Origin of the sequence: Paracoccus albus, from assembly GCF_027913035.1 — a bacterium.
Classification (GTDB): Bacteria; Pseudomonadota; Alphaproteobacteria; order Rhodobacterales; family Rhodobacteraceae; genus Paracoccus; species Paracoccus albus.
This window is the reverse complement of sequence record NZ_CP115775.1, coordinates 1563654-1589179: the sequence shown is the minus strand read 5'-3', so window position 1 is coordinate 1589179 and position 25526 is coordinate 1563654. Positions and strand designations below refer to the sequence as shown.

The window sequence follows — 25526 nt, the reverse complement described above, 5'->3', positions numbered from 1 at the left end:
GAGAGGAAGACCTTGGGGCATCTGTCGTATCGGGTTGGCACGCGTCGCCGGTCCTTCGGATCATCAACCACTCGCTTATGACGAACAATCCACGTCAGCAGGTCTCAGCGCTATTGGGGCTTCCTTTCCGGGGCAGAGGCTATTTCTCGGCGTCCAACGGCGCCATTCCCGAAGACGTCGTACTTCGGCACCTCGAAAAATCACATCGGCGATCCTGCCGACGCAGGTCGGGAGTTGTTCAGCCGTTCTCTTGCAAAACCTGACCTGCCAGATAAAGCGATCCGCAAATCAGCAGTCGCGCACCGGGATTTTCCTGTGCAAGCCGCCGGACGGCCTGCGTGACATCATCCGCTTCAGACGCCGGAAGTCCGACCGAAGCGGCGGCGGCGCGGGTTTCGTTTGCGGGCAGGGTGTTGAGCTCTTGCGGGATGGAGACAGCGGTCAGCGACTGTGCAACCGCAGCCAGGGGGCGCAAGTAACCGGCAACATCTTTCGTGTTCAACATGCCGCATATCAGATGCGTCGGCCTTTCTGGCATGGCCGCAAGGGTCGCCGCAACCGCCTGACCACCGGCGGCATTATGCCCGCCATCCAGCCATAGTTCACACCCGTTCTGGGCCGCGATGTCCACAAGCGGCCCCATCCGCAAGCGCTGCATCCGCGCCGGCCATTCCGCACGTGTCACGGCACCCAGTGCCTCATCTGCGCCGAAGCCAAGCGTTCTCAGCGCAGCGATGGCTGTCCCGGCGTTGTCGATCTGGTGCGGACCACGCAGAGTTGGGAGAGGCAAATCGACAAGCCCTCGTTCGTCCTGAAAGATCATCCCGTCCCCATCGGCAGCGGCGTGCCAATGCTGACCGGCGGTAATCAGCGGCGATGACAGTCTCGCTGCGCGAGCCTCAATCACTTGCAGCGCCGCGTCATCCTGTTTTCCGACAATGCAGGGCACGCCGTGTTTCAGAATGCCCGCCTTCTCCGCCGCGATCTCGGGCAGCGTATCACCAAGATATTGGGTGTGGTCGATGCTGACTGGCGTGATGATCGTCAGAGTTGGGCTGCTTACAACATTGGTTGCATCCAGCCTGCCACCCAATCCCACTTCCAGCAGGGTGAAATCGGCTTCTTGGCGCTCAAAGGCCAGGAAGGCCGCGGCGGTCGTCAGTTCAAAGAAGGTGATCGACCTGCCTGCATTCACATCCTCGATCTCGGTCAGAATATCGGCCAATTCCGCTTCTGGAATAAGGGTGCCGGCCAGCCGAATACGCTCATGAAAGCGGGCAAGATGTGGCGAGGTATAGGCGTGGACACGCTTGCCAGCGGTTTCCAGTCCGGCGCGGATCATCGCCAGCGTTGAGCCTTTGCCGTTCGTTCCGGCGATATGGATAACCGGCGGCAATCTGTCCTGCGGATTGCCCAGATCGCCAAGCAACCTCAGCATGCGGTCCAGCGAAAGGTCGATGATCTTCGGATGAAGCCCCATCACCCTTTGCAGGATAGCATCGGAATGGTCCGTGGGCGCAGACATGTCCGCCACGTTTTGTCTAGGCTTTCGTGACCGGCGTGGCCGGTTTTTCACTGCTGTCGGCTGCCGCAGGCTCCGCAGTTGCGCCGGCGGTGGACGCCGCAGGGGCAGGGGGCGGCAGTTCACCCATGACCGCAGGTGGCTTGCCTGTCATCATGCGCAGAATCACGATCAATTCCTCACGCAGGTCGCCACGTTTGGTGACGCGATCCAGCATTCCATGTTCCAGCAGATATTCCGCCCTCTGGAAGCCCTCTGGCAGCTTCTCACGAATGGTTTGTTCGATAACACGCGGACCAGCGAAGCAGATCAGCGCATTCGGTTCAGCAATCTGAACGTCGCCCAGCATGGCGTAGCTGGCCGTCACGCCCCCTGTCGTCGGATGGGTGAGCACGACGATATAGGGCAGCTTCGCCTCTTTCAGCATTTGGATAGCCACGGTGGTGCGCGGCATCTGCATCAAGGACAGGATCCCCTCCTGCATCCGCGCGCCGCCCGCTGCGGAAAACAGCACCAGCGGACGGCGAAGCTCTACCGCGCGTTCGGCCGCCGCGATGATCGCGTTGCCGACATACATCCCCATAGATCCGGCCATGAAACCGAAATCCTGCGCCGCTGCCACGATCGGTGTCCGCCCGATTTCGCCTTCAGCCACCAGCATCGCTTCTTTCTCGCCAGTCGCCTTCTGGGCCGCCTTCATCCGGTCCGGGTACTTCTTCTGGTCGCGGAATTGCAGCGGATCGGCGATGGGTTCCGGCACCGCCACTTCCTTGAATATCCCCGTGTCGAACAGTGCGGCAAAGCGATCACGAGGGGGGATCGGCAAATGATGACCGCAATTCATGCAAACCTGCAGGTTTTCCGCTAATTCGCGATGGAACAGCATCGTCCCGCATTCGGGGCATTTCGTCCAAAGGTTCTCTGGCACTTCTCTTCGTGAAAACAAAGAGTTGATGCGCGGGCGGACGTAGTTTGTGATCCAGTTCATCTGCATTGGCTCCAGAGCGGGGGCGCGCCCACAGATAGGGGGTGCGGCGTCGAATTGCAATTGCGTGTGCCGATGATCGCGGCTTTGATGGCAGGCATGTGGACCACCTTATTTCTGGCGATCAATTACGTTGTCGCATGGGCCGTGGTGATGCGGGTCCTGACCCGCCCCAGAATGGAGCCTTCGGTTCGTATTGCCTGGATCATGGTGGTCGAAGCGGTGCCCTATGCCGGAATCATCGCCTATCTTCTGTTTGGCGAAGTGCGTATCGCCCATGCCGAGCGGCAAAGGGCGAACGATATCCGGGAACGTCTGTCGGGTATGTGGGCGCCAAGTCCGAATGCGCTCGCGGACCCGCCGGAATGGCTGGCAGGTGTCACCTCCACCGTTCGCGCTGTCGGGGGTATGGTTCCGGTGTCCGGAAACCGGATGCAGTTGCTGGCCGAAACCGATGATGGTTTCACGGCGATGATTGCCGCCATTGATGCGGCCCGCGACCATGTGCATGTGCTTTTCTATATCTGGCTGGATGACACAAGCGGACGACGGGTCGCGCAAGCGCTTTGCGATGCCGCCCGTCGCGGCGTTGCCTGCCGTGCCGTCGTGGATGCAATAGGATCACGAAGGTTCACGCGCAGCGCGCCCTGGCGAGCGCTTGAGGAAGCGGGTGTCGAACTTGTCGTGGCGATGCCGACCGGCTTTTCTCCGCTTCGTGCATTAAGTCGGCGTCTGGATTTGCGCAATCACCGCAAGATCGTGCTGATCGACAACGGGATTGGATTTACCGGCAGTCGGAATGCCGCGGATACAGCCTTCAGCCTGAAGCCGAAATATGCGCCATGGATCGATATCTGGCTTTCGGTCGAAGGCCCGGTCGTTCGCCAGATGCAGGGAGTCTTTCTGGCGGATTGGATGAGCTATACCGGCCAGGACCTGGGTGAGGAGATGCTGAACACCGTGCCTGCAGTGGAGGAGCCGGGTCTGGTCGCGCAGGTTCTTGCGACTGGGCCCGACCGTCGGGCCGGCAGCGTATCAGACTGCATTCATGCCATGCTTGCGGCCGCACGCAAGCATGTCTGCATCACCACGCCCTATTATGTTCCCACGACCTCTCTGGATACGGCCATTCAGGCCTGCGCAAGACGTGGCGTCGAAGTGACGCTGATCCTGCCGGAGAGAAATGATTCGCTTCTGGTTCGGGGCGCGTCCGAGGGGTTTTACTTCGGTCTCTTGCGTGCCGGTGTGAATATCCGGCTTTTTGAACCCGGATTGTTGCATACCAAGCTGGTGACGGTTGATGGCAGGCTTGCAATGCTCGGCAGCGGCAACCTTGATCGCCGCAGCTTTGAGCTGAACTATGAAATGAACATGGTCGTGGCCGGCACCCAAATTACCGAGCAGTTGGATATTCGTCAGCAAAGTTATATCCAGCGTTCCCGCATCCTGACGGTGGAAGAGGTTGAGGGCTGGTCATTCTGGCGCAGAATTCGCAACAATCTTTTGGCACTGGCAACACCGCTGCTTTAGTGGGCGTGCGACCAGAAAGTGGCTCAGGCACAAAAATGACCTTGGATCCAGGTCTGTGCCCATACCGGTCGTCACCGCCCGCTTGCGTAAACTGCCGCCCAGAACACCGTCTTACCATCGGCCCCGATCGCGTGCCCGATGCCGTGTTCGGTGACGCGCCTCAGCATTATGTTCGACAGGTGGTAACGTGAACTGGCCCATTCATGGATGACGCGGTTCAGATCAAACCGTCCGGCGGCGATGTTTTCGGCGGTGATCCGTGGACGGAAACCGTTGCGCTTTACCCGCGCGGCAGGACCGCTGCCACCCTTGCCACGATGGCTCATGATGCCGCGCTGTGCCATTTCGCAAGCATGCGCCTCTGCCGCGCGTTGCAGTTTGAGATTCGTGGATAAAGGTTTCAGCCTTCGCTGCGCGCGAATGGCATTCGTTGCTGTAACCGCTGCTTCGGCCTCTGCCCGGGTGGTCTGTACACATGATGCGGCCCCGCCAGGCGAAATTCGGGTCTCGCCCCCGCCCTGAATTCTTACGACCCCTGAAGGCAGGCGCGGCGAGGTTGTCGACGGGCGCGGAACCAGTTCGGCGAATGCGGCCTGGGACACGAAAATACTGCCCGAAACCGCAAAAATTACCGCCAATGGCGGGACAACTTTTCGAAGTTTCAATTGAGTTTTCCTTCCATGAACATTCGTGAAATTACGATCGCCCATGAAGCTACTGACCCAACCCTAAACAAAGCCTTAAAGAAAACAGCTTTAACGCGTCTTGCTGCAAGTCGTCGGCTTCTTTATGCCGAGAAATGTTGAAGTGTTCTTGTTGGCAGGGCGGGATTTGGGTTTTCGACCATATAGTTGGCTGGATCAGATGGCGCGGCGCATTGCTGCGTCAAGCTGGGCCAGTATCGGCAAGAAGGCACCTGCAATGCGCCCCGCGCATCTGCGAGCTCTGCGTGCCGATGCGGCCGGGCTGAGCGCAGATCTTGACCGTTTTCTGATGATGTCGGCAGAGCGGGTCCATGCGAGCCGGGCAGAGCTTGCGACCTTGCCCCTGCCGGCCGGAACGGACTGGCGGTGGCGTCCAGAGTTTCTTGACGGCGCAATCCGCAAACATGGCATTGCTGCGCCGCAAAGTGGTGCGAAGCTGACCGAGGGTGCCGCGATCTGGCACGACTGCCCTGCAAGTGCGCTGATTTTCAAGCAAATCCGTAATGTCGATTCGACAGACCTTGCGGCTTTTGGTTTGCAGCTAGAGACATTCAATTTCAGCGGCAGCTTTCTGTCACTGTCCGTAGACCTGCCGGAACATGTGCTGAACGGTCTGACCCGCGAGCATATCATCCGGCTTGAGCTTGTCGTGCGGATGGAGCGCGATCAGGAAGTTTATGCCCGCCTGAATATCGGCAGCGGGCCGAATACCGAAGAAGTCATCCGGCACTTGGGCAGCTTGCAGCCAGGCAACACAAACTCGCAAGTGATCGAGTTTGATCTGGCGCTTACCGAAATGAATGAGAAGAGGCTGGATAAGGCCTGGCTGGACCTGATCTTTGAAAAGCCCGTGATGAATGCCGCCTCGATACGCGAGATGATTTTCTCTCGTCACTTGCGTGCGAATGTATAGGTATGCAGATGAGTGAGTTTGAGAATCTTGGTTTGAAGGCTGGGGTCTGGACGGGTCGGATCCGGCGCGGCGACGCCCCGAAGCCGATCAGCCTGTTTCATAAAGGCGATGTTGTCGGGCAAGCGCGCATAGCGGGGGAGGGCGAGGGTGTCTGGCAGGTGGCGGTTAACCTGCCTGTCGATCGGCTAAACGATGGCGTAACGACCTTTCTGCTGATCGAGTCCGCTTCAGACGAAAGCCCTGCCGATCCGATGGGGCGGCAGGTTGCCAGCCTTGTCGTATCCGCCGGTCAGGCGCTTCAACAGGACGTGCTGGCAGAGATGGAACTCATCCGGTCAGAGCTTGATCTGCTCAAGAAGGAATTTCGGCGCTTTGGTGCAGAGGGGCGTCAGGGCTGAAAATAGCGGTAGGCGCTGATCCCTGAAAAGCCGAGATTTTGGTACAGGGCCACAGCGCCCGTGTTTTCCGCAGTCACGGCAAGCAGCATAGATTTCGCGCCATTTGCTTTTGCCCAGAACGCCGCCTCACGCATCATCCAGCCCGCAAGTCCCTTGCGACGCATTGCGGGTAGCACCTCAAGCGCGTGCAGAACAGCGACATCACCGGCTGCCGCGATAAAGCCGACAGCGGCGGCGCGGTCCTCTATGCGGCCAAGCAGTGCCGCTTTGTTAAGCCGAACCCGCGCCATCACCGCCTGACGTTCCCGGCCAATGCCCTGCTCGGCCCAAAGCTCGTGCTGGATTGCCAATGGTGGCCAGACCGCAAAGCTTGTCACCGGCGGAACCGCAAGATCGGTGAGCGCCGAAACTGGTGCCATCATCATTCTGGTTCGGGTATGGCCGCGAAAGCCCCGCGATTGCAAAGCCGCAGCCAGCCTGTCTTCCCCGTCCAGAACCCGAAAGATCGCCGGTTGATTCCACCGGCGATGAATTTCAATGGCGTCGTCTATATCGGTGTCGGTCCAGTCCGAGGAGACGGCCCGCGCTGACGCCACCCGCTTTCCGCCGCCCAAACCCCGGCCGACACGAAATGCACCGGCCTCAGCATAGTCCGCAGCAGGCCAGCTTGCCTCGAATGCGCTTTCTATGTCGTCGTGGGAAGCTGTCACATGCCGATCCGCTGCTTCAGGTCGGCCATTGCCGCCGCCACGCGTGCGCCATCAAGGCCCCGCACGACCAGAACTGTCCCGTAGCTGCCGTCCCGGTGCCAGGGATATGACCCAAGCGACAAATCCGTATATTCGTCGGCCACCGATTTCAGATCATCCGCCACATCCGACTCACCACGGTTGATGTCGAGAGATTCGCTTACCGGAGTGCGTCCGGTTGGCAGGCTTGGCAGAATCGCATCGACCATGGCCCGGAAGACCTCTGGCACACCCGCCATGACGTAGGTATTGCCAATATGGAAGCCAGGGGCCGCGCTGACCTTGTTGGTAATAAGTTCCGCCGTCAGCGGCACGCGGGCCATGCGCAGGCGGTTGCCTGTCACCGGGACTCCGCGTTTTTCCCAACGCTCTCGCATCGCGGCAAGTGCTTCTTCATGCATCTCGATCCCTACGCCGAAGGCCTCGGCAACCGAATCCGCCGTCACATCGTCATGGGTTGGCCCGATACCGCCAGAGGTGAACAGCAGGTCGTAGCGCCCGCCCAGAGAACTGTCGAGCGCGCGGATCGCCTCTACAATCAGGTTCTGCTCATCGGCGACCACACGGATTTCCTTCAGGTCGATGCCAACGGCATTCAGGACGCCGGCGAGGTGATGTGCGTTACCCTCGCGCGTGCGGCCGGACAGAATTTCGTCGCCGATCACGAGGATTGCGGCTGTCTTGTTGTCGGATTGCATCTGTTACTCCGTATACGCGGCCACACTACGCGCGTGCCGGGACTGGAACAAGCGGCGCACTATGGTTATGTCACCGTCAACGAAAGGTTTACCCATGAACGACGGCACGACAACCCGCGAAGGCATCCGCATTCACCAACCGGCAGATTTCGCCGGAATGCACAAGGCTGGCAAGCTTGCTGCCCGGATACTTGATGATGTCGGGGCCCTTGTCCAACCGGGTACGACGACGGGTGAGGTCGACGATTTCATCCGGCAAAGCGTCGAAGCCGCCGGTGCCACCTCTGCCACCATCGGCTATCGCGGCTATCAGCACGCGAGCTGTATCAGCGTGAATCACGTCGTCTGCCACGGTATTCCCGGCGATAAGCTGTTGAAAGATGGTGACATCCTGAATGTCGACGTGACGGTGATTGTCGATGGCTGGTACGGTGACAGCTCGCGCATGTATGTCGCGGGTAAGCCTTCTGTAAAAGCGAGGCGTCTGATTCAGGTCACCCATGACGCGCTGATGAAGGGAATCGAGGCTGTTCGTCCGGGCGCCACATTTGGCGATATCGGCTGGGCGATACAGGAATATGCCGAAACGCAGCGCATGTCGGTCGTGCGCGACTTCTGCGGTCACGGTCTTGGCCGTGTGTTTCATGCCCCGCCGAACGTCCTTCATTTTGGTCGCCCCGGTAAGGGTCCGATGATCGAGGAAGGAATGTTCTTTACCATTGAACCGATGATCAATCTCGGCCGGCCTGAAACCAAGGTGCTGGCGGATGACTGGACAGCTGTGACGCGTGACAAATCCCTGTCGGCCCAGTTCGAACATTCGATCGGGGTAACGGCGAGCGGCGCGGATATCTTTACCCTGTCGCCGGGCGGCAAGTTCTTTCCGGATATTGATTGACTCTGTTCCGTGGGCCTGGACGGCGGGGGCTCTGGCTGCCGGGCCGTCCTTGCCGATCAATCGGGTGAAGTGCTGGGCCGGGGCAGGGTGGAAAGTCTAATATCATGTCCGCCGGAAGAGGCACTGTTGCAGCGTTGAATGAATGTGCTGCAGAGACGATCTTGCATCAGCAGTCAAGGGTGTTCGGGATTTGGCGGTCATGCGACCAGGCTGGCCGCGCTCGTTGGCGCTCAAGGGCATCCCGATACAGTCTGATTAAATTGCAAAACGTTTCCGCTTTGCAACGAATCGTCGGATCGGGTTAGTAACCTCCCATGGCCAGAAGGCCGGAACTATTCCAATCTGCGTGGTGGGTGTCCATGCGTGCGGGGCAGGGGTTCCGGGTGATGGGGGCCGGAACCCCTGTTTAAGCGTCGCTATGTATGCGCTTCGCCGCTGTCACGATAATTTTGACGGCGGAAGCTTTTCACCGGGCTTGACCTGCGCGTTTCACGGGCACAGAAGCCAGCGGATGAAGCTGTCAGACTTTGATTTCCACCTGCCCGAAGGGCTGATCGCGACGCGACCTGCGCGGCCGCGCAGTGCCGCGCGCCTGCTGTTGGCCGAGCGCAACGGCATATTCGACCGCCATGTCTTTGATTTGCCGTCTATTCTGCAGCCCGGCGACCTGCTGGTTCTCAATGATACGAAGGTCATTCCCGCGCGCCTGACCGGGCTGCGAGAACGAGAAACGCCGCAGGGGCTTGCCACGGCCAAAGTAGAAATCACCTTGCTGGAACCTAACGCAAAGGGCTGGCGGGCCCTGGCAAAGCCGCTGCGGAAGCTGAGGCCGGGTGAGACGATCAGATTCGGCGATGCCCTGTCGGCCCGCGTGGTGGACATGGGTGAGACGGATCTTGTCCTTGAATTCGACGCGGCAGGCGACGCGCTTGATGCCGCGCTTGATCGCGTGGGTGCGATGCCGTTGCCGCCTTATATCGCGGCGCAAAGGGCACCCGATGCGGCCGACCGGACCGACTATCAGACCGTCTGGGCGCGCAATTCTGGCGCGGTCGCGGCACCGACAGCAAGCCTGCACTTCGATGAAGACCTGCTGAACAAGCTTAGCGCCCGTAACGTTCGTTTCGCGCATGTCACCCTGCATGTCGGGGCCGGCACCTTCCTGCCCGTGAAGGTCGAGGATGTGACCACCCACAAGATGCATGCGGAATGGGGGGAGGTCACGGAAGAGGCGGCTTCGCTCATCAATCGTACGAAGGCAGAAGGCGGGCGCGTCATCCCAGTTGGCACCACAGCATTGCGCCTTATCGAATCTGCGGCTTCTGACGATGGTCAGGTCCGGCCCTTCGCTGAAAGTACCGAAATCTTCATATATCCCGGGTATCGCTTCCGGGTGACCGATGCACTGATGACCAATTTCCACCTGCCAAAATCAACCCTGCTGATGCTCGTCTCGGCGCTGATGGGGCAGGCTCGCATCTTCGATATCTATCGTCACGCGGTGGAATCCGGCTACCGCTTCTTCTCATACGGCGATGCCTCGCTGCTGATCCCCGAGAGGTCCGAATGATTTCCGTTCTGCGCTCAACATGGCCGCTTTTGCTTGGCATCATGCTGCTGCTGGTCGGCAACGGCATGCAGGGCACCCTGCTGGGGATTCGCGGCGGAATCGAGGAAATGTCGACCGATCGCCTTGCCGTCGTCATGTCCGCCTATTTCGGTGGCTTTCTGGCGGGCAGTCTGATCGCGCCGGGTCTGATCCAGCGGGTCGGCCATGTGCGGGTCTTTGCGGCGCTTGGTTCACTTATCTCGGCGGTACTGATCATGTATGCGGCGATTCCAAACTGGCTCGCCTGGTCGCTGCTGCGTTTCATGATCGGGTTCTCGTTTTCGGGTGTCTATATCACCGCTGAAAGCTGGCTTAACGCCTCGACCAGCAATGACAAACGCGGTCAGGCCATGTCGCTTTACATGATCGTCCAGATGATCGGTCTTGTCTCGGCGCAGTTCCTCATCAACTTCGGCGATCCCAGCGGCTACATGCTGTTCATCCTGCCATCGGTGCTGGTCTCGCTGGCCTTCACGCCGATTCTGCTCTCAGTCCAGCCGGCGCCCGCATTCGGCACGCTCAAGCGGATGAGCTTTCGGAAACTCTACCAGATCTCGCCGCTTGGCTGCATCGGTATCTTCATCATGGGCAGCGTCTTTTCTGCCCTGCTCGGCATGACTTCTGTCTGGGGCACGATCGAAGGCCTGAATGTCCGCGATATATCTGCCATCGTCGCGGCGATCTATCTGGGGGGGCTTGCCGCGCAGTTTCCCATCGGCTGGCTTTCTGACCGCACGGACCGCCGCCAGCTTGTGTTGCAATTGCTGCTGGTCGGAATATTTGCCGTCACACTGGTGCTGCTGTTCGATCCCGGCATCTGGGGTACGCTGCTTGTCGCGGCGATGATCGGCGGTATTGCCAATCCGGTCTATGCACTGCTTCTGGCCCATACCAACGACATCATGGAAGCTGACGATATGGCCTCTGCTTCTGCCGGGCTGATGTTTCTCAACGGGCTCGGTGCGGTTGGCGGACCACTGATCGTCGGCCGGCTGATGGGCCTGGTGGGACCCGACGGTTACTGGATTTATATCGGCGTTCTGCTGTCTGCCCTTGCTGTCTACACGGCTTGGCGTATGAAAAAGCGCGAGGCTTTGCCGACAACGGAAACCGGCGGTTACGCGGTCGTCACACCGACGATCAGCCCGGTGGCCGTCGAGTATTCCTTTGATGCGCCGCAGGACGATGAAGGTATTCACGCTGACGCGGCCGATGCCGCGGCGGCATCGGGCGAACCCGTCCCGGATTTTGACGTCCCGGTCGCCACAGACGCGGCACAGGACCTCGTCGCGCCAGAGGATTATGGCACAACCGAAACCGAAGATCCGCCGTCAGATCAGGACGTCTCCCGTTCCTGAGCGATACCTGCTTGCGTGTGTCGCCCACTGCTGCAACCATGAGCGGTGAAAGCGGTTGGGGGCAACGATGAAGCCAAATGACATAATCTCGTTCTGGCTGGATGAGGTCGGGCAAAAGGGCTGGTACGACTCTAGCCCGGAACTTGATCAGACGATCTGCGACAGGTTTGGTGCGGCGTGGGAAAAAATCGACGATCTGGCCGCCGAATGGCCAAAGGGTCGCGAATCTTCGCTCGCGCTGATCATCCTGGCCGACCAGTTCCCGCGCAATATGTTCCGCGGCGATGCCCGCAGCTTCGCGACCGACAAGCTTGCCAGACGGTTGGCTGACGATGCCATTGCCGAGGGCCACGATCTTGCCACCGACGAACCCGAACGGCAGTTTTTCTACCTGCCGTTCGAACATTCCGAAGAAATGGGCGACCAGAATCGCGCAGTCGCCCTGTTCGAGGAACGTATGCCGGGCGAAAACCTTCGTCATGCTCACCTGCATCGCGATGTGATCCGCCATTTTGGGCGCTTCCCCTGGCGAAACGAACCCCTGGGGCGCGAAACCACGCCGCAAGAGCGTGCTTTGCTGGACGCTGGCGGATACGGCGCGCTTGTCAAGGGCACTGTGTCGCTTGCTGACGCAGGGTAATTGATTTAACGCTGAACTATCTTGGCCGAAGGAGGTTTTCATGGCGCAGAATTTCGATGTAATCGTAATTGGTGCAGGCCCCGGCGGTTATGTCGCCGCAATCCGTGCGGCGCAGCTTGGACTGAAGGTCGCCTGCGTTGAACGCGAACATCTGGGCGGCATTTGCCTCAACTGGGGCTGCATCCCGACCAAGGCTCTTCTGCGCTCGGCAGAGGTTTTTCATCTTATGCATCGCGCCAAGGATTTCGGCCTTTCCGTCGAAAAGGCGGATTACGACATCGATAAGGTCATCGAACGCTCACGCGGGGTGGCCAAACAACTGTCAGGCGGCGTCGGCCACTTGCTGAAGAAGAACAAGGTCACAGTGATTATGGGTGAGGCGAATATCCCCGCCCCGGGAAAAGTCACGGTCAAGACCGACAAGGGCAGTGAGGAACTGACGGCCAAGAACATCATCCTCGCGACCGGCGCACGCGCCCGCGAATTGCCCGGACTGGAAGCCGATGGCAAACGGGTGTGGAGCTATAAGCACGCGCTCAAACCGCCGCATATGCCGAAGAAGCTGCTGGTCATCGGCTCCGGCGCGATCGGCATCGAATTTGCAAGCTTCTTCAATACGCTGGGTGCCGAAACGACGGTGGTAGAGGTGATGGACCGCGTCCTTCCGGTAGAAGATGCCGAAATCAGCGGTCTGGCGAAGAAGCAATTCGTCAAACAGGGCATGAAAATCATGGAAAAGGCGACGGTCAAGTCGCTGGATCGTCAGGCCGATAAGGTCGTCGCCACTATCGAAACCGGCGGCAAGACCGAAAAGCAGGAATTCGACACGGTGATTTCGGCCGTCGGCATCGTCGGTAATGTCGAAAATCTAGGCCTCGAAAAGCTGGGCGTGAAGGTCGACCGCACACATGTCGTCACCGACGAATATTGCCGCACCGGCGTCGATGGGCTGTTCGCGATCGGTGACGTGGCAGGCGCGCCTTGGCTTGCTCATAAGGCCAGCCATGAAGGCACGATGGTGGCGGAACTGATCGCCGGTAAAAAGCCGCATCCGATCAAGCCAAACTCGATCCCCGGCTGCACCTATTGCAACCCGCAGGTCGCCTCGGTCGGCCTGACCGAAGAAAAAGCCAAGGCCGCAGGCCACGATGTGAAGGTCGGCCGCTTCCCCTTCATCGGCAATGGCAAGGCCATCGCGCTAGGCGAACCCGAGGGCCTCATCAAGACGGTCTTCGACGCCAAAACCGGCGAGCTTCTGGGCGCTCATATGGTTGGTGCCGAAGTGACAGAACTGATCCAGGGCTATGTTGTCGGCAAGACCCTTGAAACGACCGAGGCAGAACTGATGGAAACCGTCTTCGCGCATCCGACGCTGTCGGAAATGATGCACGAATCAGTCCTTTCAGCCTATGGCCGCGCCATCCACTTCTGATCGCTGCGGCAATTATCCAAAGCACCCCACTCAAACCAGAGTGACCTGCCCCTGACCTTTCATCCAACTGCCCTTGGAGCGCAGAGGTCATTTATGCCGATCGGCGCGGGTTGAGCAATCGCCCGGCGCGCGGAGCTTTCATCCCGCGTGGCGGGGCGGGCGATTGCGGTGGTCAGGCTCAGGGCGGAGCCTGTAGGCGTCTGATATCCGAGCGACGAATGTGGCCGCGCGGTGTTGTAATCACTCACCCAGGCGTCGATTCGGTCTCGGGCATGCGCGAGGTTGTGGAACAAGGTTTCATCGAAAAACTCGTCCCGCATGCGGCCGTTGAAACTCTCCACGAAGCCGTGTCTGGCATCGGCTTTCCCGGCGCGATGTAATGCCGCTCGATCTTGTGTTCGGCGCAGCATTTCAGGATCGCGTTCGAGGTCAGTGCTGTCCATTATCACTGACAATCGTGCCGGGTCTGCCGTGACGTTCGATCAGCGCGGTGAGTTCCCGCGCAACGCGGCGGCCGGAAGTCGACGTGTCCGGAATCGCGCCCAGGCATTCACGGGTGACATCATCGACGATGTTCAGGATGTCAATCGACGTTGAATCTTGACCCCCTATCGGTCTCCAATATTGACGCCGTTGTTGGCGCTGCGTAGCTCTCACGTAGCGCAGGGCGGCGGGCCTGCGGGGTTTTGGGTTGGTGCTATGCGCGGTTCTTGAAACGCCAGCTTTCGTTTCCGGTTTCGACGATTTCGCAATGGAGCGTGAGCCTGTCGAGCCGTGCGGTGGTCATCTTGGCATCGCCGAAGACGCTGGGCCATGCCTCGAAGGCTAGGTTTGTGATGACGATGATCGAGGTGCGCTCGTAAAGCTTGCTGATCAGATGGAACAGAAGCTGACCACCGGTTTGGGCAAAGGGCAGGTCGCCCAGTTCGTCAAAGGATCATGAAGTCGAGCCGGAAGATAAGGTCTGCGGTGCGTCCTTGCCGCTCGGCTCTGGCTTCGGCATCGAGCTTGTTCACCAAGTCGACGACGTTGAAGAACCTACCCCGTCCTCCAGCCCAGATGCAGGCCCGCGCGATGCTGACAGCAAGATGGGTTTTGCCCTTGCCGGTGCCGCCGATCAGCACGAGGTTGCGCTGATTGTCGAGGACGTCGCCTGTCGTCAGGTCGCGGATCAGCGTTTCGTTAGCTTCGGCTGCTTCGAAGTTGAACTCTTTCAGCTCCATTGCCAAGGGCAACCTGGCAATGGTTATCTGGTATTTGACCGACCGCGCCTGCTTCTACCTGATCTCGGCGGTCAGCAAATCCCCGATAATCTGCTGAGGTTCATGGAACTGACCCGGTTTTGTTCCGGTCAGTTACTCATGCTAAGCGGCCCTCTGTTCGAAGGCTACGGGTGATTTCCAGCCGAGGGTTAGGTGTTTTCTTCGTGGGTTGTAGAAATCATTGACGTATTCGAAGAGGGCGATCTCGACCTCGCGCGGCGTGTGTCAGTTGCGGCGCCATATCAGTTCTGTCTTGAGGGTTTGAAGAAGGTCCCGACAGCCTGACGGCGGAACTGTTGCAGGAAGTCGAAACTGCCTTGCGCGATGTATACCGGGACTCGCCTATCGGGTCGCAGATCGTGCCGTATCCCGAAAGCCAAGAAGACGATCTGACGACACTGGTGCGGGGATTTCGTGGACGCCGGGGCCGGGTCATGATGCGCGAATCAGTGAATGTCGCAGCCGCTGGCGGTCCCGCCCCCGTACAGGACTGGCGGGCATCTGGCGTTACCCCGGATATTCAGGGCGTCATGCCCCGTGAGACGCTCACAGCGGCCCGTGGCGCGGTCATGGCAAGTTATGGGGTTCTGCCTGCCTTGTTCGCTGAGAATGCTCAGGGTCCGCTCGTCAGGGAAGCACAACGCCATTTGGCACAGATCGTGCTGCAACCCATTGCCATGATGCCGGCTGAGGAAGCTTCGCAGAAAATCGGGCCAGCCGTAAAAATCGACATCGTGCGACCGGCACAGGCGTTCGATGCGGGCGGCAAGGCGCGGGCATTGGCGACGATGGTGGAGGCGATGGCGCGGGCGAAAGAGGCAGGACTGGACGCCGCAACGCTCAAGGACGCCGAAAGCTTTATCGACTGGGCGGATTAACGAGATCGGGCAAGGATGCGCCCAGCTGATTGCATGTCGGCAGCGAAGCATCTGGGATCAGACGGTGAGTGCCCGGTCGCCATGACCGAAAACCCCGTCAAGGCGCGGCTGGTGTCTCCTTTTCTGGCGCGGCGCAGACTGTTACGGCTCTCACACCGGGGGCAGTCATGACCGGGGGTGGCGGCGCTGCCCCCGGTTTTTATTCCAGCCTATTCAATCTTGTCGTTGGCAGCATACCATTCTTCATTAGTGGCATGCAGGTCGTCAAGAGCTATTTTCGTCGCCAAGGTCGCAATGCCTTGAAGCTCTTCGGAGATTTGTTCTACGGTAAGCGGCTCGGCCCCGGCGGCAATATCATCTTCACCCAACGGTTCAAGATCATGTCTCAGGCTGTCTGCACGGACAGAAATTTCAGCAAGTCGCTTGAGACAGTCCCTGAGGTAAAGGCCTTCCATAGGGCGCTTAGTCGGGTCGTTGATAATCATCATCGCGAGGCGGCTCCATTGGGCATGCAAGATGAAATCTTGGTTGTAGCAATGGTATTGGGCAAGCGGAAAAGTTGGAAAGAGCTTGTTCCCCCAGTGTTCCCCATGCCCGAATATATAAACGAGTTTGAAGAGATTATTATATCTAAGTGTTTGATTTTAATGGTGGAGCCAAGGGGAGTCGAACCCCTGACCTCTTGAATGCCATTCAAGCGCTCTACCAACTGAGCTATGGCCCCACCGGAGGTCTCGCGTCAGCGCGTTGCGCTGTTGCGTGGGGGGTCTATATGGGCTCGGGTAGCGCGGCGCAAGGGGAAATTTGGCTGCTTCGCAAAAAGAAAAGCGGGGCCGCTGGGGTCCCGCTTTCGCAGTGATATGACCGATTGAGATCAGCGGTCGCGATTGAGGCTTGCGTCAAGGCAAAGCGGGCCGGGCCCGGCGAAAAAGATGTACAGGAAGACGAAGCAGTAAAGGATCGCTGCGTCCCCTCCATTCATCGCCGGAATCCAATGCGATGGTGCATGAGCGGTCCAGTAGGCGACCGCCATCAGCCCGGAAAGGATGAACGCGACGGGTCGCGAAAACAGACCGATCACAAGCAGCGCGCCGCCGACAAGCTCCAGAATGCCGGCGACCCAGAAGCGGGACATGATTTCGGGCATGCCGCGCTCGCTGGCTGGGAAGCCAAGGATCTTCTGTGTGCCATGAGCCATGAAGATCAGCGCGGATGCGATCCGCAATACACTGAGCATCGTCGGAGCAAAGCGGTTAAGGCTTTGGTAGTTCATCAAGCTATCATCCTGTTCTGCGTAGATATTGCGATCAGGATAGCCATGAACTTGTTGCAAGCGCAACCATATCTGCGCTTGCAACGGGTGCTTTGACGTAACGATCAGTTGTCGTCGTCGTCGTTCGAGACATCGGCGATGTCGTCCAGCGAGACGTCGTCATTGTCGTCGTCATCTTCCAGCAGATCGTCGTCTATATCGCCGCTGTCATCATCATCCAGATCGTCTTCGATCAGATCGTCATCATCGTCCTGATTGTCGTTTTTCGACGCAGTCTTTTCCGACACGAGCGAACGGCCGCGTCCCTGGGTCAGGCTTTCGACGGTGAATTCCGTCCCGCAGGCGGGGCAGGTCATCGGATCGTTTTGCAGGTCATAGAAACGGGCTCCGCAATGCGGGCAGAGGCGTTTCGTGCCCCATTCCTCTTTGGGCATGGTAATCTCCTTACGCCGCGGTTAGGTAAATCGGCGTTCCCCTGCCACAAGCATATCATGCTGTAAAGGCCTATCATCAGGCAATGTCCGAGCGGATCGAAATTGACGGTATTTCCGTGGCTGTCCGGCGCAATGCGCGCGCAAGACGGATGACACTGCGTGTGCCTCGCGCGGGTGGAGAGGTCGTCCTGACATTGCCGCCGCGGGCCAGCCTGGCGTCGGGACGGGACTTCGCGGTGTCGAAATCCGACTGGCTGCGCCGGACGGTAGCGGCGATGCCGGGGCCGCAGTTGGTGGGGGACGGCGTGACGATACCGGTCGCGGGGCAGCAGGTTGTGCTGCGCGCGCTGCCCGTGCGGATGGTGACGCTGGCCGACGGCGTGCTGGCTGTGCCGCAAGGCAAGGCGATCGGTCCGACTGTGCAGGCATGGCTGAAGCATCGGGCCCATGCGGCCCTGCGCGAATCCGTTGATCGCCATACGGCCAATCTGGGTCGCAAGGCGCGTGCGCTGACATTGCGCGACACGCGCTCTCGTTGGGGAAGCTGTACCTCCGACGGGCGGCTGATGTTTTCATGGCGGCTGGCGATGGCTCCTTACGGGGTGCTGGATTATGTCGCGGCCCATGAAGTCGCGCATCTGGCACATATGGATCACTCGCCGCGCTTCTGGGCGCAGGTCGAGGCGCTGATGCCGGGTCACGCGCAATATAGGGCGTGGTTGAGGGCAAATGGGGCAGAGCTGCAGGCATGGCGCTTCAAGGATTGACCTTGCCCGGTTTTGTGATCACAAAACGGTCATGACAGCAGCCAAGACCGCAGACCCCGCCGCGCATGAACGGCTTTACCGGACGCTTCGCGGGCGGATATTGGTGGGGGAGTTGCCGCCCGGCCAGCCGCTGACATTGCGCGGTATTGCGGCGGAATACGGTGTGTCCATGACGCCCGCGCGTGAAGCGGTGCGCAGGCTGGCGGCGGAAGGGGCGCTGACTCTGTCGGCCTCGGGGCGCGTCACCACACCGGAGCTTTCGGTTGAACGGATCGAGGAGCTGGCAGCCCTTCGCGCGTTGATAGAGCCTGAACTGGCATCTCGCGCCTTGCCGCGTGCGCATTTCGCGTTGATCGACAGGATAAGTGCTGCGAATGGTGCCATTGCCGATGCGGTGATGCGCCACGATGCGGTGTCCTATATCCGCAGCAATCTTGAGTTTCACCGGATGCTTTATCTGCGCGCGCAGGCCCCGGCGATGCTGGCAATCGTCGAAACAGTATGGCTGCAGCTTGGGCCGACGATGCGGGCGCTTTACGGTCGGGTGCAACGAAATGAACCGCCGCGTCATCACCGCATGATTATTGCGGCGCTGAAGGCGGGGGACGAGCCCGCGCTGCGTCTGGCGATCCGCGCCGATGTCACCCACGGGCTTCGCCATCTTGCCGCAGATGCGCCACCCCGTTGACCTTTGGGGCCGGGCGGGGCTATCGCAGGCGGGAACAAGCGGAAGAAGATCATGAACCTCTTTGCCGATATTCGTGCGGTTGTGACTGGCGCGATTGAACAGATGATGGAAGCGGGCGATCTGCCTGCCGGGCTGGACCTGAAAAACGTGACTGTAGAGCCGCCGCGCGATGCGGCGCATGGCGATATGGCCACAAATGCCGCCATGGTGCTGGCCAAACCCGCAGGAATGAAGCCGCGCGATATTGCGGAAAAGCTGGCGCAGCAGCTGACGGGCGACGACCGCATCAGCGCGGCTGATGTTGCCGGGCCGGGCTTTATCAACCTTCGGCTTGATCCGGCAAGCTGGCACGCGGTGATCCGTGGGGCGCTGACGGCGCCCGATGGCTATGGCCGCTCGGAATTGGGGCAGGGGACCAAGGTTAACGTCGAATTCGTTTCGGCCAACCCTACGGGACCTATGCATGTCGGCCATACGCGCGGCGCCGTGTTTGGCGATGCGCTTGCCAGCCTGCTAGCCTTCGCAGGCTATGAGGTCACGCGGGAATATTACATCAATGATGGCGGGGCGCAGGTCGATGTGCTGGCACGGTCCGCGTTCGAACGCTATCGCGAGGCCAACGGGCTGGAACCCGAAATCCGCGAAGGGTTGTATCCCGGCGACTACCTGATCCCGGTGGGTGAGGCGCTGAAGGCAAAATATGGCGACAGCCTGCTGGACAAGCCCGAAGAGGATTGGCTGGAAGATATCCGCGAATTTGCGACGGAAGCCATGCTGGAGATGATCCGGCAGGATCTGGCGCTGCTGAACGTGAAGATGGATGTCTATTCCTCGGAAAAGGCGCTGTATGGGTCGGGGCGGATCGAGGCCGCGATTGAGCGGCTGCGCGCGGCCGGGCTGATCTATGAGGGTGTGCTGGAGCCGCCGAAGGGCAAGCTGCCCGATGACTGGGAGGCGCGGGAACAGACGCTGTTCCGGTCCACCGATCATGGCGACGATCAGGACCGGGCGGTCATGAAATCGGACGGAAGCTGGACCTACTTCGCGCCTGATATCGCCTATCACTGGGACAAGATCGACCGCGGTTTCGACCAGCTGATCGACGTGTTCGGCGCCGATCACGGCGGCTATGTCAAACGGATGAATGCGGCGGTCAAGGCGCTGTCGAACGGGCGTGTGCCGCTGGATGTGAAGCTGATCCAGCTGGTGAAGCTGTTCAAGAATGGCGAGCCGTTCAAGATGTCCAAGCGGGCGGGGACCTTTATCACGCTTCGCGACGTGGTCGAACAGGCGGGCCGCGACGTCACTCGCTTCCACATGCTGACCCGCAAGAATGACGCGCCGCTGGACTTCGACTTCGCCAAAGTGCTGGAGCAGTCAAAGGATAACCCCGTCTGGTATGTGCAATATGCCAGTGCCCGTGTGCATTCGGTCATGGCCAAGGCAGCGGAGCTGGGTGTCGATACCTCTGACGCCGCTCTGGCGCAGTCCGATCTGTCGGGACTGTCGCATCCAGCAGAGCTGGAACTGGTCCGCAAGCTGGCGGAATATCCGCGTCTTATTGATGCTGCCGCATCCGCGCATGAGCCGCATCGGGTCGCTTTCTACCTTTATGACCTGGCCGGAACGCTGCATTCGCTGTGGAATCGCGGCAATGACGACACCAGCCTGCGCTTTGTGCAAGAAGACGATCTGAAGGCAACTGCGGCAAAAATCGCGTTGGTGCGTGCAGTTGGCGTTGTTATTTCTTCAGGTCTTGCTATTCTTGGGGTGACTCCAGCCAAGGAAATGCGCTGACATAAGGTGCCCTGGCTGGTTTCGGGCAGTTATCAACAGCCGGGAATCCGGCAGGCAGGCATCGTATGGCAGTTACCGATTTCGGCTCGCGCCGATTCGCGGATTCCGCGCCTCGTCAGGCGCGGCAATACCAGTATCAACATCAGGCGCAGGACGATTACGACGAGGAATATGGCTGGTATGATGAAGACCAGCACTATGCCGAGGAGTATCCAGATGGTCTGGGCGTCCGGCTTGGCCGGTTGACGCATTACCTTGGTGCTGTGGTCTCGGTCATCCTCCTCGTCGGGCTGGTGGTCTGGGGCTACAAACTGGTGGCGCGAGATGTATCCGGCGTGCCGGTGATCCGCGCCGTTCAGGGAGAGGCCCGGACCGCACCGGATGAACCCGGCGGGGAACTGGTCCGCAATGGCGGTCTTTCGGTCAACGAGGTCGCGGCAGGGGTCGAGGTTCCGCCAAGCGCAGAGATCGCCATCGCCCCGGCATCGACGGGTCTGGAAGCCGATGACATTGCGATGGGCGAACTGGCCGACATAAGCGCAATGGATGCTATAGCGGATGAAACTCTGCCGGTTTCGCCCGAAGACCCGGTGGTTGCGATTTCGGACGCCGACGCAGCGGCGGGGCTTACAACAGATCTGGCCGCGCTCGATATTGTGTCAGCTGATAACCCTTCCGCCGCCAATATGATGGCTGTTGAAGATATCACGCCGATCCCCACCGTTCAGGCCGCCCGTCCCGCGCCGCGTCCGGCTTCTGTCGCACAGCGTGCGGCAGCCGCCCCTGCCACATCGGCAGAGCGTCCTGCCGTCGAAGAGGCTGTGGCCGAAGCCGTTGCCGAAACCGAAGCCGAAGAACCGCCGGTCCAGCAGGCCAGCGTGTCCTCTGGTGCGCCTTTGGTTCAGATCGGCGCGTTCGACTCGAACGACATCGCCAATGGCGAATGGGGTCGTATCTCTGGCCGCTTCTCCTCGCTTTTTGCGGGCAAGTCGCCGGTTGTGCAAACCACGGATCGAAATGGACGCACCTTCTATCGTCTGCGTGTCGCGGGTTTTGAATCGCGCGATGACGCCCGTCGCTTCTGCGCGGCGCTGATCGCCGAAGGCACCGACTGTTACCCCGCCACCGCGCAATGACGACAGCAGCAATTTTCGGCCTGTTGGGGACCGAACTGACACCGGCAGAGCGGGATTTCTTCCGCTCTGCCGATCCTTGGGGTTTCATCCTGTTTGCCCGAAACGTTGAAAGCCCGGCGCAGTTGCAACGCCTGACGCAGGATCTGCGCGAATCCGTCGGGCGCGATGCTATTGTCACGATAGATCAGGAAGGCGGGCGGGTGCAGCGGATGCGCGCGCCGCATTGGGCGGAATGGCTGCCGCCTCTGGATGATGCCGTGCGGGGACCGGATGCGATGCGCTTGCGCTATCGCCTGATCGGGCAGGAATTGCGGGGCGTCGGGATCGACAGCGATTGCGCACCGACGCTGGATATTGCCTCGGACGAAACGCACCCTTTCCTGCAGAACCGCTGCCTCGGCCGGACAGTCGAAGATGTCGCCACGCGTGGCCGCGCCGTGGCAGATGGGCTGCTGGCCGCCGGGGTGGTGCCGATCATGAAGCATATGCCCGGTCATGGCCGCGCCGTCGCCGACAGCCATCACGAAACCCCGGTTGTCACGACCTCGCATGAAGAACTGTCGCAAACCGACTTTGCCGCTTTCAAGGCGCTGAACGATCTGCCGATGGGGATGAGCGCGCATATCCGCTTTGACGCGCTTGATGGTACCCCCGCAACGTCGTCAGAAAGGATGATTGGCATCATCCGGGACGAGATCGGCTTTCATGGTTTGCTGATGACCGACGATATCTCGATGAATGGCCTATCCGGCACGATTGGGGAACGAAGCGCGGCCTCTGTCGCAGCCGGGATAGATCTGATCCTGCATTGCCACGGTCATATGAACGAGATGGAAGAGGTCGTTGCCAATGCGGGCGAGATGACCCCCGATGCAAAGCGCCGTGCCGATCATGCCTTGAGCAATCGGCGCGAACCTGATGCGGCGCAGACTGCCGATCTGCTGGCCGAATATCGCGCGCTTGGCGGTCAGGTCGAGTGGCCAGCGGCTTGACAGCGGGGCGGTCAGGGCCGAACCTGCGGCACTGATCCTGCGAGGCATGGTTGAGCGATAACGTCACCCCCCTGCGCCCAAGGCGCGCTGAACAGCCTCCTCTGGAGGTCTCCCGCGCGGTTGAGGAACGGCGCGCGGAAGAGGCGCTGATCGTAGATATTGACGGCTATGAGGGGCCGCTTGATCTGCTTCTGACCATGGCGCGGGTGCAGAAGGTGGATCTGATGCAGGTCTCTATCCTGCAACTGGCCGAGCAATATCTGGCCTTTGTCGAACAGGCGCGGCAGCTGCGGATCGAACTGGCCGCCGATTATCTGGTCATGGCTGCTTGGCTGGCCTTCCTGAAGTCGCGCCTTCTGCTGCCTCCGGACCCTGAAGATGAAGGTCCTTCAGCAGAAGAACTCGCCGCGCATCTGGCCTTCCAGCTGGAGCGGCTGGACGCCATGCGCAAGGCGTCCACGCGTCTGATGGGGCGCGACCGTCTGGGGCAAAGCCGCTTTGTCCGCGGAATGCCCGAACAGATCGCCCGCAAGCGCAGTGTCACATATGAGGTCGGGCTGATCGACCTGATGCGGGCCTATGCGCGGCTGAAGACCAAAGATGAATTTCGTCCCTATGCGTTCGAGCGCAAGGATGTGTTCACGATGGAACAGGCGCTTGAACGTGTCCGCCACCTGATCGGCTTTGCAGGCGAATGGACATCTTTGGCAGATTTTCTGCCCGATGGCTGGGGCGATGGCGAACGGGGCCGCTCTGCCACGGCGGCGACCTTTGCAGCCACGCTTGAACTGGCGCGAGAAGGCAAGCTGGAGATCCGTCAGGCAGAGAATTTTGCCCCCATCGCGATCCGGCGCAGGTCAGCGAAGGATGGACGCAAGGTAAAATGAGCGACGAACCCGATTTTCCGCCGCCGCCCCTTGAAGAGCAGGAGCGTATGGTAGAGGCGATGCTGTTCGCCTCTGCCCAGCCCGTCAGCCTGCGTGATCTTTCCGACCGGCTTCCGCATGGGGCAGATGCTGCCGAGGCTGTGGCGCGTTTGCGCAGGCGCTATGAGGGCAGGGGCATAGAGCTTGCGCGGGTGGGAGAGACATTTGCCTTTCGCACCGCGCCCGACCTGTCCTTCCTGATGCAGACCGAAACGGTTGAAACCCGCCGCCTGTCCCGCGCCGCGACCGAGACGCTGGCCATCATTGCCTATCACCAGCCTGTCACCCGTGCAGAGATCGAGGAAATTCGCGGCGTCGCAACCTCTCGCGGGACGCTGGACCAGTTGATCGAACTTGAATGGGTCAAGATCGGCCGGCGGCGCATGACACCCGGCCGACCGGTCACCTTCGTCGTGACGGACGGCTTTCTGGACCATTTCGGGTTGGAAACCGCGCGTGACCTGCCGGGACTTTCCGAACTTCGCGCCGCTGGCCTTCTGGACAACCGCCCGCCATCCTCTCTCTCTGTCCCGCTTGTAAGGGACGAGGAGGATGACGATATTGCTGACGAAGGCCGTCCCGGTGATCTGTTCGGCGAGGAGGAAGAGACATGAATATCAATCAATTCGGCGGCGTATTCGGGCGTCACCTGATTCGCGCGGCGACGCGCGCTGCGATGGCGATCGGCATTACCAAGGGCATCGACTATGCTGCCCGTCGCGGTAAGAAACCCGAAAACATGACCGAGGCTGAACGCAAACAGGCCCAGAAGATGTCAAAAACCTCGCGCAACGCGGTCAAACGTGCGCGTCAGGCAGCAAGGATCACCCGGCGTATGCGCTGAACTGCTTGGCCAGCTTCAGCCCCTGACCCTGATAGTTTGATGCGATGTCCTGACCGTAAAGCCGGTCGGGTCGCGCCTGCATCTTCTCATAGACCAGCCGCCCCACGACTTGACCGTGCTCAAGCGCAAAGGGTGCCTCGTGGCAGCGTACCTCCAACACGCCGCGCGCGCCGTTGCCGGACGGGCCAATACCGAAACCCGGATCGAAGAACCCGGCATAGTGGACGCGGAACTCGCCCACCATCGCCAGATAAGGTGCCATCTCTGCCGCGTAATCGGCTGGAATGGCGACAGATTCCCGGCTGACGAGGATATAGAATGCACCGGGATCAAGGATCAGCCGCCCGTCTCTGGAATGAAGCGGGTCCCAGAATTCTCGCGGGTCATAGGCACCGATCCGGTCCAGGTCGATGACCCCGCTATGCGGCTTGGCCCGATAGCCGACCAGATCGCTGCTTTCGGGCCGCAGGTCGACGGAAAAGCCCAGCCCTTGGTCGATCAGTGCCGTGCCCCCGACAAGCGGAGTTTCGGCGTGAAGTGCCCGCAACCCTGCGTCGTCCAGCACCGCCTGACCGGACCGCAGCCGCAACTGGTTCAGCCGCATGCCGGGCCGGACCAGCACGGAAAAGCTGCGCGGGCATATCTCGGCATAAAGCGGGCCGTCGTAACCGTCTGGCAGGCGGTCGAACTCGGTGCCCTCATCGGTGATCAGGCGCGTCAGCAGGTCCAGCCGCCCGGTCGAGCTTTTTGCATTGGCGACCGCCGTTATGCCCTCGGGCAGACGCAGGCTTTCCATCAGTGGCACCAGATAGACGCAGCCCTTTTCCAGAACCGCGCCATTGGACAGATCCATGCTGTGCATCTCGAAATCGGCCAGCCGCTCATCGATGCGCGCGCCCTTGCCCGGAAGGAAGGATGCGCGCAACCGCCAAGCCCGCTTTCCCAGCCGCAGATCAAGGCTGGCGGGCTGGACCTGCGCGTCGGTGATGGGCTGGCTGCCCACAATCGCACCGCTGCCGATCAACTCGCGCAATTTGCTGTCAGGAAATACGCCGCTCATGCCGTGCCCCGGATATACGAACGCCCACCCCGG

27 protein-coding genes, 1 tRNA gene and 3 pseudogenes are annotated in these 25526 nt (G+C 60.2%); 18 read left to right on the top strand and 13 right to left on the bottom strand.

Translation table 11 applies throughout. The annotated features are described in order from the left end of the window. Window positions 1-238 precede the first annotated feature (238 nt). The gene (locus tag PAF20_RS07910) at window positions 239-1525 is read right to left on the bottom strand and encodes a bifunctional folylpolyglutamate synthase/dihydrofolate synthase (RefSeq protein WP_271073155.1); all 1287 of its coding nucleotides are present in this window, start codon (window positions 1523-1525) and stop codon (window positions 239-241) included. Between the two features lie 16 nt (window positions 1526-1541). Further along, window positions 1542-2510 (bottom strand): acetyl-CoA carboxylase, carboxyltransferase subunit beta, encoded by a 969-nt coding sequence (accD, locus tag PAF20_RS07905; RefSeq protein ID WP_271073154.1) that lies wholly within the window; start codon window positions 2508-2510, stop codon window positions 1542-1544. A gap of 96 nt (window positions 2511-2606) precedes the next feature. Here accD and cls point away from each other — a divergent pair, with 96 nt between their 5' ends. Next, on the top strand, window positions 2607-4037 hold the full coding sequence (gene cls, locus PAF20_RS07900; protein WP_271073153.1) for a cardiolipin synthase: 1431 nt from the start codon (window positions 2607-2609) through the stop codon (window positions 4035-4037). Window positions 4038-4108: 71 nt separating this feature from the next. Here cls and PAF20_RS07895 read toward each other — a convergent pair whose 3' ends face one another. Further along, window positions 4109-4702: a CAP domain-containing protein gene (locus tag PAF20_RS07895; RefSeq protein WP_271073152.1), complete on the bottom strand. Its 594-nt coding sequence runs from the start codon at window positions 4700-4702 to the stop codon at window positions 4109-4111. 15 nt (window positions 4703-4717) lie between these two features. Here PAF20_RS07895 and PAF20_RS07890 point away from each other — a divergent pair, with 15 nt between their 5' ends. The 3 genes from PAF20_RS07890 to PAF20_RS07880 are packed head-to-tail and all read left to right on the top strand — an operon-like array spanning window position 4718 to window position 6052. Next, window positions 4718-4843 (top strand): hypothetical protein, encoded by a 126-nt coding sequence (locus PAF20_RS07890; protein ID WP_271073151.1) that lies wholly within the window; start codon window positions 4718-4720, stop codon window positions 4841-4843. Between the two features lie 25 nt (window positions 4844-4868). Beyond that, window positions 4869-5654, top strand: coding sequence for a DUF6478 family protein (locus PAF20_RS07885; RefSeq protein ID WP_271073150.1), 786 nt, complete (start codon window positions 4869-4871; stop codon window positions 5652-5654). Window positions 5655-5662: 8 nt separating this feature from the next. After that, complete coding sequence (locus PAF20_RS07880; protein ID WP_271073149.1) at window positions 5663-6052, top strand: hypothetical protein; 390 nt, start codon at window positions 5663-5665, stop codon at window positions 6050-6052. On the opposite strand, the gene PAF20_RS07875 is transcribed toward PAF20_RS07880, so the two are convergent. Together PAF20_RS07875 and PAF20_RS07870 are read right to left on the bottom strand one after the other, a co-directional pair. Beyond that, on the bottom strand, window positions 6043-6762 hold the full coding sequence (locus tag PAF20_RS07875; protein WP_271073148.1) for a GNAT family N-acetyltransferase: 720 nt from the start codon (window positions 6760-6762) through the stop codon (window positions 6043-6045). The genes PAF20_RS07880 and PAF20_RS07875 overlap by 10 nt on opposite strands. Then, window positions 6759-7499, bottom strand: a complete 741-nt coding sequence (locus PAF20_RS07870) for a competence/damage-inducible protein A (RefSeq protein WP_271073147.1) — start codon at window positions 7497-7499, stop codon at window positions 6759-6761. Before PAF20_RS07870 ends, PAF20_RS07875 begins: the two co-directional genes overlap by 4 nt. A 94-nt stretch (window positions 7500-7593) precedes the next feature. Between PAF20_RS07870 and map the strand changes: the two genes are divergently transcribed. From map to lpdA, 5 genes are all read left to right on the top strand, one after another. Further along, the gene (map, locus tag PAF20_RS07865) at window positions 7594-8397 is read left to right on the top strand and encodes a type I methionyl aminopeptidase (RefSeq protein ID WP_271073146.1); all 804 of its coding nucleotides are present in this window, start codon (window positions 7594-7596) and stop codon (window positions 8395-8397) included. A 511-nt stretch (window positions 8398-8908) separates the two neighbouring features. Next, window positions 8909-9967, top strand: coding sequence for a tRNA preQ1(34) S-adenosylmethionine ribosyltransferase-isomerase QueA (gene queA / locus PAF20_RS07860; protein ID WP_271073145.1), 1059 nt, complete (start codon window positions 8909-8911; stop codon window positions 9965-9967). Then, complete coding sequence (locus PAF20_RS07855) at window positions 9964-11364, top strand: MFS transporter (RefSeq protein ID WP_271073144.1); 1401 nt, start codon at window positions 9964-9966, stop codon at window positions 11362-11364. Before queA ends, PAF20_RS07855 begins: the two co-directional genes overlap by 4 nt. 67 nt (window positions 11365-11431) lie before the next feature. Further along, entirely contained in the window at window positions 11432-12004 is a 573-nt protein-coding gene (locus PAF20_RS07850) for a DUF924 family protein (protein ID WP_271073143.1), read from the top strand. Between the two features lie 40 nt (window positions 12005-12044). Next, the gene (lpdA, locus tag PAF20_RS07845; protein WP_271073142.1) at window positions 12045-13436 is read left to right on the top strand and encodes a dihydrolipoyl dehydrogenase; all 1392 of its coding nucleotides are present in this window, start codon (window positions 12045-12047) and stop codon (window positions 13434-13436) included. Between the two features lie 59 nt (window positions 13437-13495). On the opposite strand, the pseudogene PAF20_RS07840 reads toward lpdA, so the two are convergent. The 3 pseudogenes from PAF20_RS07840 to PAF20_RS07830 all read right to left on the bottom strand — a co-directional run. Further along, a pseudogene (locus tag PAF20_RS07840) lies at window positions 13496-14018 on the bottom strand (integrase core domain-containing protein); the annotation flags it as partial. A gap of 115 nt (window positions 14019-14133) precedes the next feature. After that, window positions 14134-14764, bottom strand: a pseudogene (istB, locus tag PAF20_RS07835) (IS21-like element helper ATPase IstB); the annotation flags it as partial. Window positions 14765-14800: 36 nt separating this feature from the next. After that, window positions 14801-14962: pseudogene (locus PAF20_RS07830) on the bottom strand (IS3 family transposase); the annotation flags it as partial. Between the two features lie 32 nt (window positions 14963-14994). Between PAF20_RS07830 and PAF20_RS07825 the strand changes: the two are divergent. Further along, entirely contained in the window at window positions 14995-15576 is a 582-nt protein-coding gene (locus tag PAF20_RS07825) for a hypothetical protein (RefSeq protein ID WP_271073360.1), read from the top strand. 209 nt (window positions 15577-15785) lie between these two features. On the opposite strand, the gene PAF20_RS07820 is transcribed toward PAF20_RS07825, so the two are convergent. The 4 genes from PAF20_RS07820 to PAF20_RS07805 form a co-directional block, all read right to left on the bottom strand. Beyond that, window positions 15786-16064 carry a hypothetical protein gene (locus PAF20_RS07820; protein ID WP_271073141.1) on the bottom strand — a complete coding sequence of 93 codons (279 nt, stop codon included), beginning with the start codon at window positions 16062-16064 and terminating at the stop codon, window positions 15786-15788. A gap of 160 nt (window positions 16065-16224) precedes the next feature. Continuing rightward, window positions 16225-16300: transfer RNA gene (locus tag PAF20_RS07815), tRNA-Ala, on the bottom strand. Between the two features lie 150 nt (window positions 16301-16450). Further along, on the bottom strand, window positions 16451-16849 hold the full coding sequence (locus PAF20_RS07810) for a DoxX family protein (RefSeq protein ID WP_271073140.1): 399 nt from the start codon (window positions 16847-16849) through the stop codon (window positions 16451-16453). A 104-nt stretch (window positions 16850-16953) separates the two neighbouring features. After that, window positions 16954-17283: an FYDLN acid domain-containing protein gene (locus PAF20_RS07805; RefSeq protein ID WP_271073139.1), complete on the bottom strand. Its 330-nt coding sequence runs from the start codon at window positions 17281-17283 to the stop codon at window positions 16954-16956. Between the two features lie 83 nt (window positions 17284-17366). Here PAF20_RS07805 and PAF20_RS07800 point away from each other — a divergent pair, with 83 nt between their 5' ends. The 8 genes from PAF20_RS07800 (at window position 17367) to PAF20_RS07765 (ending at window position 24433) form a co-directional block, all read left to right on the top strand. Beyond that, window positions 17367-18050, top strand: coding sequence for a M48 family metallopeptidase (locus tag PAF20_RS07800; protein WP_271073138.1), 684 nt, complete (start codon window positions 17367-17369; stop codon window positions 18048-18050). A gap of 31 nt (window positions 18051-18081) precedes the next feature. Continuing rightward, on the top strand, window positions 18082-18738 hold the full coding sequence (locus PAF20_RS07795; protein WP_271073137.1) for a GntR family transcriptional regulator: 657 nt from the start codon (window positions 18082-18084) through the stop codon (window positions 18736-18738). A gap of 51 nt (window positions 18739-18789) precedes the next feature. Continuing rightward, the gene (gene argS / locus PAF20_RS07790) at window positions 18790-20535 is read left to right on the top strand and encodes an arginine--tRNA ligase (protein WP_271073136.1); all 1746 of its coding nucleotides are present in this window, start codon (window positions 18790-18792) and stop codon (window positions 20533-20535) included. A gap of 65 nt (window positions 20536-20600) precedes the next feature. Further along, the gene (locus PAF20_RS07785) at window positions 20601-21671 is read left to right on the top strand and encodes an SPOR domain-containing protein (RefSeq protein WP_271073135.1); all 1071 of its coding nucleotides are present in this window, start codon (window positions 20601-20603) and stop codon (window positions 21669-21671) included. Then, complete coding sequence (locus tag PAF20_RS07780; protein WP_271073134.1) at window positions 21668-22663, top strand: glycoside hydrolase family 3 N-terminal domain-containing protein; 996 nt, start codon at window positions 21668-21670, stop codon at window positions 22661-22663. The genes PAF20_RS07785 and PAF20_RS07780 overlap by 4 nt, the downstream gene beginning before the upstream one ends. A 71-nt stretch (window positions 22664-22734) precedes the next feature. Further along, on the top strand, window positions 22735-23550 hold the full coding sequence (locus tag PAF20_RS07775; RefSeq protein ID WP_271073277.1) for a segregation and condensation protein A: 816 nt from the start codon (window positions 22735-22737) through the stop codon (window positions 23548-23550). Continuing rightward, the gene (scpB, locus tag PAF20_RS07770; protein WP_271073133.1) at window positions 23547-24203 is read left to right on the top strand and encodes an SMC-Scp complex subunit ScpB; all 657 of its coding nucleotides are present in this window, start codon (window positions 23547-23549) and stop codon (window positions 24201-24203) included. The genes PAF20_RS07775 and scpB overlap by 4 nt, the downstream gene beginning before the upstream one ends. Continuing rightward, window positions 24200-24433, top strand: coding sequence for a hypothetical protein (locus PAF20_RS07765; RefSeq protein WP_271073132.1), 234 nt, complete (start codon window positions 24200-24202; stop codon window positions 24431-24433). The genes scpB and PAF20_RS07765 overlap by 4 nt, the downstream gene beginning before the upstream one ends. Here PAF20_RS07765 and PAF20_RS07760 read toward each other — a convergent pair. Further along, window positions 24414-25493: a 2'-deoxycytidine 5'-triphosphate deaminase gene (locus PAF20_RS07760; RefSeq protein WP_271073131.1), complete on the bottom strand. Its 1080-nt coding sequence runs from the start codon at window positions 25491-25493 to the stop codon at window positions 24414-24416. The genes PAF20_RS07765 and PAF20_RS07760 overlap by 20 nt on opposite strands. Window positions 25494-25526: the final 33 nt, after the last annotated feature.